Source organism: Paraburkholderia sp. TE9906 (assembly GCF_056279605.1).
This window is the reverse complement of sequence record NZ_JBWCCT010000010.1, coordinates 1-13,157: the sequence shown is the minus strand read 5'-3', so window position 1 is coordinate 13,157 and position 13,157 is coordinate 1. Positions and strand designations below refer to the sequence as shown.

General features: G+C 60.6%; 9 protein-coding genes and 1 pseudogene. 6 read left to right on the top strand and 4 right to left on the bottom strand.

The window, feature by feature from the left end; all coding sequences use genetic code 11:
- Nucleotides 1-37: 37 nt before the first annotated feature.
- Nucleotides 38-892: a LysR substrate-binding domain-containing protein gene (locus ACZ9H4_RS25315; protein WP_408141169.1), complete on the top strand. Its 855-nt coding sequence runs from the start codon at nt 38-40 to the stop codon at nt 890-892.
- A gap of 106 nt (nt 893-998) precedes the next feature.
- On the opposite strand, the gene ACZ9H4_RS25310 is transcribed toward ACZ9H4_RS25315, so the two are convergent.
- The 3 genes from ACZ9H4_RS25310 to ACZ9H4_RS25300 form a co-directional block, all read right to left on the bottom strand.
- Complete coding sequence (locus ACZ9H4_RS25310) at nt 999-2,471, bottom strand: glycoside hydrolase family 5 protein (protein ID WP_408152234.1); 1,473 nt, start codon at nt 2,469-2,471, stop codon at nt 999-1,001.
- Nucleotides 2,472-2,530: 59 nt separating this feature from the next.
- A complete protein-coding gene (locus ACZ9H4_RS25305; protein ID WP_476121516.1) occupies nt 2,531-3,835 on the bottom strand; it encodes an MFS transporter in 1,305 nt (434 codons plus the stop codon).
- Nucleotides 3,836-4,211: 376 nt separating this feature from the next.
- Nucleotides 4,212-5,831: a glycoside hydrolase family 43 protein gene (locus ACZ9H4_RS25300; RefSeq protein ID WP_408152233.1), complete on the bottom strand. Its 1,620-nt coding sequence runs from the start codon at nt 5,829-5,831 to the stop codon at nt 4,212-4,214.
- Between the two features lie 832 nt (nt 5,832-6,663).
- Here ACZ9H4_RS25300 and ACZ9H4_RS25295 point away from each other — a divergent pair.
- The 5 genes from ACZ9H4_RS25295 to ACZ9H4_RS25275 all read left to right on the top strand — a co-directional run bounded on the left by ACZ9H4_RS25295 (nt 6,664) and on the right by ACZ9H4_RS25275 (nt 11,947).
- Nucleotides 6,664-7,368 (top strand): phosphatase PAP2 family protein, encoded by a 705-nt coding sequence (locus tag ACZ9H4_RS25295; RefSeq protein WP_408141165.1) that lies wholly within the window; start codon nt 6,664-6,666, stop codon nt 7,366-7,368.
- A gap of 410 nt (nt 7,369-7,778) precedes the next feature.
- A complete protein-coding gene (locus ACZ9H4_RS25290; RefSeq protein ID WP_408152232.1) occupies nt 7,779-8,759 on the top strand; it encodes a 2-keto-3-deoxygluconate permease in 981 nt (326 codons plus the stop codon).
- Nucleotides 8,756-10,027, top strand: a complete 1,272-nt coding sequence (locus ACZ9H4_RS25285; RefSeq protein ID WP_408152231.1) for a four-carbon acid sugar kinase family protein — start codon at nt 8,756-8,758, stop codon at nt 10,025-10,027. The genes ACZ9H4_RS25290 and ACZ9H4_RS25285 overlap by 4 nt, the downstream gene beginning before the upstream one ends.
- A 63-nt stretch (nt 10,028-10,090) precedes the next feature.
- Nucleotides 10,091-11,092: a 4-hydroxythreonine-4-phosphate dehydrogenase PdxA gene (gene pdxA, locus ACZ9H4_RS25280; RefSeq protein WP_408141162.1), complete on the top strand. Its 1,002-nt coding sequence runs from the start codon at nt 10,091-10,093 to the stop codon at nt 11,090-11,092.
- A 66-nt stretch (nt 11,093-11,158) separates the two neighbouring features.
- Nucleotides 11,159-11,947, top strand: coding sequence for a DeoR/GlpR family DNA-binding transcription regulator (locus tag ACZ9H4_RS25275; RefSeq protein ID WP_408141161.1), 789 nt, complete (start codon nt 11,159-11,161; stop codon nt 11,945-11,947).
- Between the two features lie 164 nt (nt 11,948-12,111).
- Here the strand turns inward: ACZ9H4_RS25275 and tcuB are convergent.
- Nucleotides 12,112-13,068: pseudogene (gene tcuB, locus ACZ9H4_RS25270) on the bottom strand (tricarballylate utilization 4Fe-4S protein TcuB); the annotation flags it as partial.
- Nucleotides 13,069-13,157: the final 89 nt, after the last annotated feature.

Below are 13,157 nucleotides of genomic sequence, written 5' to 3'. Positions count from 1 at the left end.
CTGGGACAATATTTGCGATGAATTCGCCTATCCGCCTATGACACTCGTTCAGTTGCGCAGCTTTATCGCAGTCGTCCAGCACGGCGGCTTCACGGCCGCGGCGCGCGCACTGTCGATCAGTCAGACGACGATCACGTCGCAGATTCAGGCGCTCGAGGAAGAACACGGGATCGAACTGTTCCACCGGCGTGGCCGGCGTGTCGAGTTATCGGCAGTCGGCATGGACCTGTTGCCGATCGCGCGGCAGATCAGCGGCCTCGAAGCCGACGCCAATTCGATGCTGCACGACAGTGGCACGCTCAAGCATGGCTCGCTGAAGATCGGCGCGGTCGGCCCGTTTCACGTGACGGAAATGATCGAGTCGTATCACGCGCTATATCCGCATATGCATCTCGCCGTTACGCTCGGCAATTCGGAGGCCGTGTTACACGACCTGAACGACTATGCGTGCGATGTCGGTGTGATTGCCAGCGTGTTCGACGACGAGCGTTATCACATGCAACCGTATGCGCGATATCCGGTCATAGCGTTCGTCAATTGCGCACACAAGCTCGCCTCTCGCGACACGATCACCCTCGACGAACTCGCTGCCGAGCCGCTATTGATGCGCGAACCCGGCTCGACAACGCGCAAGGCGCTCGAAACCGCCTTTATCGATGCGGGATTGAATCCGCGCACGGCAATGGAGATAGGCAGCCGTGAAGCGTTGCGCGAGGCCGTTGCGCGTGGGTTGGGTGTGGGGACGGTGTCGCAATCCGAATACGTTCCCGATGACAGGCTGCGGCCGTTGCGGATCGACGGAGATCCGGTTAGCACACACATTCACGTGTGCTGCTTGCGGGAGCGGCGCGATAGCGTACTGGTATCGTCGTTTTTTAAGGCGCTGAAATAATCCCGGTAGCGGCGCGTGAAATCACAGGAGGACCGCACGACATCTGAGCCTTGTACTTGCTGCAATACTAGCGGCGTCGAACCACATCGACGCCGGGACAGCCACATCAGGCGGGGTACGCCATATATTTCTTCAAGATAGGGGTGAGCCCCTCGTTCGGCCTGCATTGCTCACGCGAAAAGGACATCAAGATATGGTCAATCTGACTTTCCGAGAGTCCCTTGAATAGTTTCGCGTAAGCCGGCTGCATCAGGCCACCGACGAAGAAGCACATCAGATTTTGGCTGAGACAACGACGGGTGTACGCCTGTGACTGCTCTTCATCGCCGATGATGGCCCGAATCTGGTCGGCCAGCTGGACAGCCGCGTCCTTGACTGGCGTCATTGGCAACCAGTGCATCCAGTCATCGGTACCGATCATTTCCTTCTTGCGAATGAGATCGCCAACAAGCTGCATGTACGGGGAATCCGGATCGACCGTGAGCATGCCCATGACTCCGACGTCCTTGTAGTTCCATGTCGTCCAATGGGCACCGTGGCGCTCAAGAATGGAGATCTGATCATCCATCGCGCGCAACCGGTCAGGAATTTCTTCCGTTGCACCGTTGTAAGCAGAGCCGAATTCCCCAACCCAGAGCGGCACACCGTGCTTTTGCGTGAACACCGTACCCTCGTGATCGAGGAATGTTCGCTCCTGTCGCGCAAGATCCCAGAATTCGGTCAATTCCTCCGTCCTGGCGGACTGTGACTGGATAACGCCGGGATAGGAGCCCGGCCCGAATCCGCACGACGTATAGTTGTGGCTGCTATACACGAGATTATCGGCAAACGGCGCGTCCATGCCCGCGAACAGCTGTGAGTAGCAGTCGCCTTCGAGAAAGATAATGTGCTTCGCGTCTATCTCGCGTACCGCCGTAACCGCCCGCTTGTAAAGCGCATTAAAGCGCGCCCAGTCAGGCTGGTAGTTCCTGTAGATGTTCCACGGCTGATCCCCCCTGTAGTTATTGACGCACGGTTCGTTCATCAGGTTGTAGCCGGCAACCACCGCTTCGTCCCGATAGCGGCGCGCAAACTCCTGCCACAGCGCGATGAAGCGGTCCTGATAATGCGCGCTCTCCCAAAACAGATTGATGCGGGAGGCGTTGTCCGAGTGCCAATGGACGTTTTGCCATCCGGCAACTGCGTGCAAATCGAGAATGGCATAAACACCGTGCCTCTCGCACCATTTGAGCACCTGATTCAGACGGGCAAAGCCCTTTTCATTGTATTGAAAGGGCGCACTCTCATCCTCGAAGTGACGGAAATTCAGCGGAAGGCGGACTACTGTCGCGCCCATACGCTTGAGGTAGATGACGTCGCTCTCGTTAAAGAAATGATCGAGCAGACGCTCGAAAAAGAATTCTGCCTTGGCGACGCCCAAAACTGACTTCATTTCGGCGCGGAGTGTATGTTCCGCTCCCGGGTAGCCGTTAATGAAGTCCTCCATATTCATCCAGCCGCCCGGACAGGTTCCTCTGAGGCGGACCCTCTCTCCTTTAGCATCGATGATCTGATTTCCGGTGACGCTCAAAAAATCCATGTCCAGCCCTTATGTAGAGGTAAAGGTTGTTACGCCAGGCTCTCACTGGTCGACTACGCCTACTGCTTCAGAAGCGCCGGACTGGTTTCCGGCGCGTGCGCTGGTGGAATGATCTGGTCTAGTTTGACGCGAACAAACGTCCACAGCACAGCCGCACCCACCAGATCAAATACGGCCAGAAGAATGAAAATCGGCTTGTAGCCAACATGACTGACCACTGCTCCAACGACCAACGTAAAGCAGAATTGACCGATGGCGCTCACGGTCCCCACGCAACCAGTCACGGTTGCAACCTCGTTTTTTCGAAACAGGTCGCTCGACATGGTGATAACAGTCACCGATAACGTCTGGTGAGCAAAACCGCCCAGACATAGCAGCGCGATGGCCGTCAAGGGATGCTCAACAAATCCGACGAGCGGCACGGGCAACATCATCGCAGCACCGAAGGTGAAGACGCACCGTCGGGCGTTGACCACACTCATCCCGGTATATTTAAGCAGTGCTGCGACGAGTGCCCCGCCAAAAACGCTGCCGATATCCGCTGCAAGGAATGGTAGCCATGCAAACAGGGCGATCTGCTTCAGATCCATATGCCGTACCGTACTCAGATAGAGCGGAAGCCAGAAGCTGAGCGTGATCCACGTCGGATCAGCGAGGAATCGCGGCAAGGCGATGCCCCAGAAATTGCGTTGACTGATGATTGAATAGATGGACGGTCGTGCCGCGCTCGCCTGCAAATGCTTTTCCTGACCGGAAAGTATGTATTCCTTCTCGCGAGAGGAAATGGCGCGGTGCTTCTCCGGCGAGTCATAGAGCCACAGCCACAGGGCCAACCATATGAAGCCGAGTCCACCAGTGAGCACGAAGGCGAATTGCCAGTTGTAGAACAGCGTTGCCCAGACGACGAGCGGCGGCGCGAGCATCGAACCCAACGACGCACCAATGTTATAGATGCCGCCCGCGAGGCCCCGCTCCTTCGCGGGGAACCACTGCGATGTGGCCTTCATCCCCGCAGGATGGACCGCCCCCTCGGGCAAGCCGAGAAGCCCCCGCGCCACTGCCAGGCCCTGCCACGAGTGGACCAAACCATGAGACATGGTGATGACCGACCACGCGAAGCAGAAGAGCGCAAAGCCCGACTTCAGCCCGATCACATCGATGACATAACCGGTGATTGGCTGCAAAGCGTTCGTGGCGGTAAAGGCACTCAGCACATAAGAGTATTGCTGCGCGGTCAAGTGCAACTGCGTGGTGAGCGTTGGAGCGGTGACCGCAAGCGTGCTTCGGGTCAGGAAATTCAGGCATGAAGCGAGCATGATGGTCCCGATGATCCACCATCTCAGACCGATGATTTTGCGTGTCACTTCGTCTCCTTGATTGTATTTTGGAACGTTAATGCGTGATTGCCGCAAAAATAGCAAAGCCTTCAATTGGTCCGGTGACAACGAGTGACGGTGCAAAGGCTCGTCAAGTTTTCGTGAAGCTGTTCACGTTCTCGTATTTTTCGCAGCCGGAATGGTTCAAAGGTTTCTGTGAGGTGAAAGACCCGAGCGCACTGCGCAGGTGCTGCCGGACACGGCAGGAAGTCACGCCCGGACAAGCAGCCGGTAACAGGGAATTCGTCGACGCCGTGCTATGGGTTGCCCACACGACTGTCCCTGACTGGCGACCTCGCAGATCGGCACGAAGCCGCCGATGCGAGGTTCACGGGCTCATTGCAAAATTGCGGGGACTCAATCCCTACCCCGGCAACTGGCGATACGAGAAAAGTCTAAAGTCAGCCGGCTCACGGAAGCCGAGCATGTCGTTGACCGTGATCCCCACGAAAGCCCCCGTGAAACCAATGGGAGTCGCATATTCATCGCTTAGCCTGGTGAAATCCTTTTCCACGCCGACCTCTATCCAGGCGCCCTCGTCCGAGCGATAGGAGAAGCGCAGTTTCGTGTTCTCCACGCGCACCCGCAAGCTGGTCTCGCAGCCTTCCGGCAGGACGGCAAGGCGATTGTCATAGGCGAAGCTGCCCGCATCCATCTCCATGTAGGAGAGGATTTTCGTACCGTCGTCGTCGCGGGTGATGAACAGGTAGTGGAACGTGCTCTCGTCGTATCGCGCCATCAGTCCGGCCATGTGCAGATACGAGCTGGGCGAGAACTCCAGCGTCGTTTCGACTTCGAATTGCCAGTCACGCACGCGGCACGCCAACAGGCTTTGATGAAAGCGCGACGTCGGCGACTCCTGGCCACGTATGCGCAGGTAGCCGGGGCGTTCCTTCAGGTTGCACCAGGTGTCGCTCTTCGGCGCTCGCAGACTCTGCAGTTCCAGAGGCAGCGTGGCGCAGTGGTTGAAATCGATATGCCAGCTGCTATCGAGGTTCTGCTCGACGTCGGAATCGACCGTGAAGGACTCCGATGGAATCACACCCGCGCCGCTGAGACAAGGCCATTCGTTGCGCCACTCAATCGACGCAATACAGGTCTCCCGGCCTAGCGGTGAGCGCTTCGTCTGCGCGTCGATCGGCCGGGAACCGAGGTACGTCATATACCACTGGCCATGCGGACCTTCGACCAGATTGCCGTGACCGGTACGCTGGATTCGTCCGCTTGCCTCGCGCGAGGTCAGCATGGGCGTTTCTGGATGAAACTCGTAGGGCCCGAAAATATTGCGCGACCTGGACACGCAGGTCGCATGGGTATAGCCCGTCCCGCCTTCCGCGGTGATGAGGTAATACCACTCTCCCTTCTTCATCAGATGCGGGGCTTCGTAGATCTGGCACTTCATGAAGTAATCGGTCTTCAGATTCGCTCCTTTGTAGATGACACGCTCTTCGCCGACCAGCCTCTGCTCCTCCACCGAGTACTCGCGCAGAATGATGCCCGCGAAAAGATCCGCGTGGATGCCCCTGAAATCGCGGCGAATATACGCCAGCCACTTCTTGCCCGTTTCATCGTGAAACAGCGACGGGTCGTATCCGCCTGACACGAGATGCACTGGCTCCGACCACGGGCCGGTAATGTCAGGGGCCGTCACGAGATAGTTGTGCATGTCGCGCAGCGGCGAAATCTTCTGTTCGCCTTTCCATGCCTTCGTGTCGGTATAGACGAGCCAGTAGAGGCCATCGTGATACGACAAGGCTGGCGCCCAGATGCCGCCGGAAGGTTGTTCGCCAATGAGGTTCAGCTGCGAAAGTCGGTCCAGTGGCGTGGCCTTGAGCTCCCAGTTGACGAAGTCTTTCGATTCGTAGATCAGAACGCCCGGATACCATTCGAACGTCGATACGGCGATGTACCACGCGTCTTTACCGCGACACACACAGGGATCTGGATTGAAGCCGCGCAGAACAGGGTTTTGAATAATGCTCATCAGAGAGGGGGTTTCTGAAGTGATCGGGCTTTGATTTGCCGGATTTTAGTTACCGGTAACAATTTTTACTGTAGCACACGACTTTGCGGGCGTTCAAGCAAGACGATGAGAGGGTATTCCCTCACTTGCGGCGGTCGCCTCGCGGGAGTGAGCAGCACTTTTTCAGAAGCGTGCTACGTCACGCTTACAGAAAATTCGCGGTAGATGTGCAGACATTTCTCAAAGGCGCGAAGTTTGAATATCCGAGTTCGCGATACACAACTTGCCGGGCTCCGGCAATGCGATTGAATGTGAGGAGACGCAGCGTGTCGGAAGCGCGACTGATATGCCTGGCAGATTGATTTGTGAGGGAGGGGCCGCCGGGGCGCGCTCTGGATACGACGTCGAAGACATTGCAGCCCTTCGCGCGACTGCCGCGTCTATTACAAATTGCTTGCGTGGCACTCTGCGGATTTGTCCGCCGCGCGAGCGCGGCCCGCGTCGATATCAAGGTGCCTGGCGATTGTCGCGCACTACCCTACGACGCCGACTGATCATGCGGCGGCTTGTGGTTCAGAACATAGCCGCTTCCAAACCGGCCGCCCTCTTGGCGCGCCGCAGATCTGGCATGCCAACGCCAAGGATGAGCGGTGCCGCCTGTAACCGGGGGTTCCCAACGATGTCACGGAGAAAAACCCGCAGGTGACAATTTTATGAACGGATGTACGCTCGCAAACATATTAACGAATTGCGAAGTGCAAGCATACCGTTCAGTTCGCGTTCCGTTGCAACTGGCCGCCTCCACCGACACGTAGGCGATTCGTAAATCAACATGCCCCGCCAAGGCCAAATCATGAACAGCTTCGACTCGTCAATACTGACCGTCGTCACACACCATGCGATGCACTCGGAGTCTTTCAACCACGCAGTCAGGCTCGCTGCGGACTTCTACCTGTTCAAGGGTGTGCTGCCACTAGCCATGCTGTGTGCCATCTGGTTCGACACAAGGGAGCGTCGGCAGTGGCAACGGGAGATGGTTGTTGCCACCGTGCTGGGCGGTTTGCTGGCACTCTTCATCGGCAGGGTTCTCGCTTACGGTTTGCCCTTCCGCCAACGCCCCCTCTACGACCCGAGCCTCGGCCTGACGTTTCCGATAGCGGCCGCTCCGGAAGCGGTTCTTCGAACCTGGAGTTCGTTTCCTAGCGACCATGCCATGATCTGGGCGGCGGTCGCGATGGGAATATTTCTCGTCTCCAGATGGATGGGCGTGGTCGCGCTGCTGCACTGCATCTTCCTTATCAGTATTCCGCGCGTTTATCTAGGCTTGCACTATCCGAGCGACGTTCTGGCAGGAATGATCCTCGGCGTCGGCGTGACCTGGGTGGTAACGCGAAGACCGATCATGGAGCGATTCGCTCCGGCCATCGTGCGACTCATCGACAGGTATCCAAAAATTTCGTACGCCTGCCTGTTTGTCATGTTGTTTGAGCTTGCGACCATGTTCGACGAGCCACGGCAGCTTGCAGAAGGTATCGTTCACCATGTTCTACGCGGTTAATGCACGCCACGAACGAAGCCGACACGATATTTCAAAAGCGTCTTCTGGCCGGTTTCAGGCCTTAGCGATGGACCATCATCCAAGTCCAGGCAGGCCATCAATTTGGATTTTTGAGTCTCACGAATGACGCGCCCGCCTCACTAGTTCGGCTTCCCTGCAGCACGATCTACCTCCTCCCGGTGCCTCATTGCCTGCAACGCCGGGCAACGCGTGCGGACATCCGCGACCGAAGAAAACCGGCGCCCTCGCCGATGCCAGGTCCGCTCCTCCTGAAATCACCGCACTGCGCGAATCGATCAAAACAATGCTCGATTTGCGCATTCCCGAGCGAAGAGGTACCATCCAATTTGATCGATTCAATCAAAATAGTGACTGATTCGATCATTCTGCCGATCAATCAGGAGACTCGCATGGCCCAAATACATATAAAGCGCGCAATCGAGCGCGTACCCGGCGGGATGATGATCGTGCCGCTGCTACTCGGATCGCTGGTGGCGACTTTTCTGCCCGGCATGCCGAAGTTCTTCGGTTCGTTCACCAACGCGTTGTTCACCGGCGCGCTGCCGATCCTCGCCGTGTTCTACGTGTGCATGGGCGCGAGCATCGATGTCAAGGCCACCCCCTATCTGCTCAAGAAAGGCGGCGCCTTGCTCGCAACGAAAGTCGGCGCGGCGGTCGTGGCCGGTGTCGTACTGGGCCACTTTCTCGGCGAACAGCCGATCTCGTCGGGGCTGTTCGCAGGCATCTCGACGCTCGCCGTCGTCGCCGCGATGAACGACACGAACGGCGGACTCTACATGGCATTGATGGGCCAGTACGGCCGCTCGGAAGACGTCGGCGCCTACACGATCATGTCGCTCGAGTCGGGACCGTTTCTCACCATGGTCACGCTGGGTGTCGCAGGCCTGTCCGCGTTCCCGTGGCCGACGCTGGTCGGCAGCATCCTGCCGCTCGCTGTCGGCATGTTGCTCGGCAATCTCGATCGCGAGATGCGCGACTTCCTCAGCAGGGCCGTGCCGGTGATGATTCCGTTCTTCGCGCTGGCGCTCGGCGCGAGTCTCGATTTGCACAAGGTCTGGCAAGCCGGCTTGCTCGGCATCGGACTCGGCATTGCCGTTGTCATCGTGACCGGCATTCCGCTTTACCTGGTGGACCGCCTGACGGGCGGCACCGGCGTAGCCGGCACGGCGGCCGCCAATACAGCGGGCAACGCGGCGGCGGTGCCGGCGCTCATCGCCGCGGCCAATCCGGTCTACGCGGAAGCGGCGAAAAGCGCGACACTCCTCGTTGCCGCCTGCGTGGTGGTGACCGCGATACTTTCGCCGCTCCTCACCGCGGCCGTCGCCAAACGGATACCTGAACGCCGCAAGGCAGGGGAACTTGCACGATGAGCATGCTGATCATCGCGGACGATCTGTCCGGCGCGGCCGATTGCGCCATCGGCTTCGCGAGCGCGGGATATCGCACGGTGGTCACGCTCGACGCCGTCGATTCGCTCGATGCCGACGTGATCGCCGCCGATACCGACACGCGCCGCCTCACACCAGCGGCAGCAGGCGTGCGCACGGCCCAAGTCTGGAGCACGCTGCACGCGCCGGGCCGGCGCCTGTACAAGAAAATCGATTCGACACTGCGCGGCAATTGGGCCGCCGAAGTCGCCGCCTTGCAGCCGCTCGCCGGTCTCGCCATCGTCGCGCCGGCGTTCCCCGCCACCGGCCGCACGTTGCGCGGCGGTCATGTGATCGTGCATGGCAAGCCGCTCGACACGACGGATACGTGGAAGCTCGAACACGCCGGTCGCCCGGCCGAGCCGCGCATCATGCTGGCCGAAGCCGGCCTGTCGAGCGCCCATCTCGATCTGGATGCATTGCGCCAGGGCGGCGACGCACTGGCCAGGCGGATCGCGGCAACTGCGGCAAGCGGCACGCAAGCGCTGATCGTCGACGCGGAAACGGGTGATGACCTGCTCACGCTCGCGCAGGTCACGACACGCATGGATACCCCGCTGTTCTGGGTCGGCTCGGGCGGCCTTGCGCGCGAAATGGCGAGCCTGCCGGGCCTGTTCGACGGCCACGCGCGGCACGAACGAACGACGCACGCCACGCACGATGCGCACGATGCGCCGGTGCTGATCCTCGTGGGCAGTCTGTCGGCCGTCTCTGAACGCCAATGCGCGATGCTGCGCGAACGCGGCCACGTGCATGAACTGATCGTGCCGCCCGCCGTGCTGCGTCAACAGGAGCGCCACGCGGACTGGCCCGCCTGGCAGGCGCGCATCGCCGCGACGCTGGGCGAACGCGCTGATCTGCTGCTGCGCATCGGCCGCGACGACGCATTCGACGCCGCCGAGGGCGCCCTGCTTTCTTCCGCGCTGGCCGCGCTCGCGAAGCCGCATTTTGCCGCGTTGGGCGGCCTCGTCGCGACCGGCGGTGAAACGGCGCGGGCAATGCTCGGCACGGTCGGCATCGGCGGTCTGGAGCTGCTCGCGGAAATCGAAGCGGGGGTTGCGGTCGGGCGCCCGGTCGGTGCAAACGTTCCGCAACACCTGCGGGTCGTCACGAAAGCGGGGGCGTTCGGCACGGATCACGCGCTGTACGCGGCATGGAACTATCTTCACGAAGAAGCCGGCGCCGGCGCAGTCCCACACCATTCAATCTGATCGCGGCACTTCATGCGATCGAGTACGCAAGACAAACGCAATCAAGGATTCGGGCAAAACATCATGAGCAACTATCTTCCTGTCATCGGCATCACGATGGGCGACGCCGCCGGCGTCGGTCCCGAAATCGTCGTCAAGAGCCTGACTCACGACACCGTCTATCAGCAATGCCGTCCGCTCGTGATCGGTGACGCGGGCCGGCTCGAACAGGCGAACGTGATTGTCGGCGGCAGCGCGAAGATCCGGCGCATCAAGGAAGCGTCCGAAGCGCGTTACGAACAGGGAACGATCGACTGTATCGACCTCGGCCTGATTCCTGCCGACATGCCGTTCGGCAAGCTGTCGGCCGTCGCGGGCGATGCAGCGTACCGCTATATCGCGCGCGCAGTCGAACTGGCCGAGGCCAAACAGATCGACGCGATCTGCACGGCGCCGCTGAACAAGGAAGCGCTGCACGCGGGTGGCCACAAGTTTCCGGGTCACACGGAAATGCTCGCGCACCTGACGGGCGTCGACGAAGTCTCGATGATGCTGGTCGCGCCGCAACTGCGCGTGATTCACGTGACGACCCACATCGGCATCATCGACGCGATCCGCAAGATCGAACCCGGTCTCGTGCAACGCACGATCGAGCGCGGCAACGACACGCTGATCAAGGCCGGCATCGAGCGACCGCGCATCGGCGTGTGCGGCATCAACCCGCACGCGGGCGAAAACGGCCTGTTCGGCTACGGTGAGGAAGAGGAAAAGATCATTCCGGCGGTCAAGGTATTGCAGGAGCGCGGCCTCGACGTGACCGGCCCCCTGCCCGCCGATACGCTGTTTTTCCGCGCCGGCCGCGGCGACTTCGATCTCGTCGTCGCGATGTATCACGACCAGGGTCACGGCCCGGTCAAGGTGCTCGGACTCGAAGCCGGCGTGAACGTGACGGTCGGGCTCGAAGTGATCCGCACGTCGGTGGATCACGGCACGGCGTTCGACATCGCGGGCAAGGGCATCGCCGACGAAGGCAGTTTGCTCGAAGCACTGCGCCAAGGCGCCGAACTCGCGACGCGCCGCGGGTGATTGCCTCGCGTGGTGCGCGGCGCCGTGGTGTAACATCGGCAGCCTTGTTCACGCATGACGAAAAACATGAAAGCGTCCGAACGCCACCGCGCGATCCTCGATCTCATCCTGACCCGCGACGCCAACGTGGAAGAGCTCGGGGTCGCTCTCGGCGTATCGGAAGCGACGATCCGGCGCGACCTCACGACGCTCGCCAACCAGCGCCGGCTGGTGCGCACTTACGGCGGCGCGACGGCGCTGATCGGCTCGCACGAGCCGGAAGCGTCGCTCGAGGAACGCAAGTCGACGCAGCGCGAACAGAAGGAAGCGATTGCCAAGGCCGCGGCGGCCCACGTGCATGACGGCGATACCGTGCTGCTCGACGGCGGCACGACGTGTGCCGCGCTGGCCCGGCACCTGGTCTCACGGCTTGATCTGCGCGTCGTGACCAACAACCTGCTCGCTGTCATGACGCTCGCCAGTGCGCCGGGCGTGCACCTGACGCTGATCGGCGGCGACCTGCGCAGTTCGAGCATGAGCACGCTCGGACCGCTTGCCGAGCTGACGCTCAGCCGGCTGAGCGTGGACAAGGCGTTCCTTGGCGCCGATGGCGTGGTTGCCGAGTTCGGCTTGTGTGAAGCCAGCGCGGAGCAGGCCTATCTGAAAGACTGCATCATCAAACGGGCGGCGCAAATCTTCGTGCTCGCCGATGATGACAAGCTAGGCCGCGCACGTCAGCAACACTGGACGCCCATCGAGCGCGACTGGCGTCTGATTACATCGGCGAGCGCCGATCCGGCGCGCCTCGCAACGTTCAAGGCTATCGAACGCGTGACTGTCGAGACTGCGGTAAACGGCGAGGCCGAGCGTTCGTGAAAGCTGCGTAGCATGGCCTTATGGTCCGGCCGGCACGTGACATTCGCACGGTGGGTCATCGAGTGGCAACGCAACGCGCAACGAAGCACAAACGGCCTCGTGAGGTTGCGGCGCTCGCGTCCTCGCGCTTGAGCATATCCATGCGGTGATTCCTGCGCGCCCCGTCAATCATCCCCAAGTTGCAGCCGGTTCGGCTGACACCGTTCGATCGCCCATTTCAGCAATGCCGCGCACCGGAAAATGCCATGCGCAAACTTGCCGTAGGGCATCGTCGCGAACAGCGCCATCACGCAACCGAGGTGGACGCACAGGGCCAACGGAAGCGCGGCAGTGCCTCTCGTCAGCATCAACACGAGGCCGCTCGCAGCGGTAAGGAACAGCAACGCGATGAAGCCGCGATCCATCGGACGCTGTGCGGGGTCCTGCTGCAGCGGATGGCGTCGCAGATTGAGCACGAAGAGCCCAGCCGTGCCCACCGCCAGTAGAATTCCGCCCGACATGCCCAGCAACTTCGGCAAGCTGACGAAGTCATACGGTGCGGACCATCCCATCACATAGTGATACAACGTCGCCACCGACGTAGCGGCAAAACACAGCATGAAGCCGTAAAACGTCAGGTGATGAAAGCGTCTGCGCGCATGCGTGAAGGCGTCGTCCGCGTTGTTGCATCCTTCTCCGTGCCCGCCGTCCAGGTACTTGAGCGACAACACGTTATGCGCGGCCTCACTCAATGCGGCGCCGGAAGGCGAACCAACCTCCTCCTGCCGCCAGAAGCGGCGCACGCCGACACCGAGTGCGAGCGCCGCGAAGACGAACACCGGCGCGAATAGCGCGACCAGCAGGTTATGCGGGAAGATCGCGTAGAAGCTGCCGTTCACGGTTCCCCAGAGCGTGCCGTTCGCGGCCAGCCCCAACGTCATGAACAGTGTGAAGCCGAGCACCAGCGCGAGCGCAAGCACCAGCCCGTTGCGCTTGTACAGCGCACCGAAGGCGGACGGCCACGCGTAATCCGTGTAAGTGGTCACGCGGACTTGCGCCATCGAGCGCGGCACGTTGACGGCGAATTCATGCGGCGGTGCGTACTGACACGCATGCAGACACGCTCCGCAGTTGTGGCGTAAGCATTGGATCTACACCGTCGCGGATTTTGTTGACGCGCGAGAGGATCGGCTGCTAGCGAACGGGATCGATGTGTGAGGCGGCGGGCAGC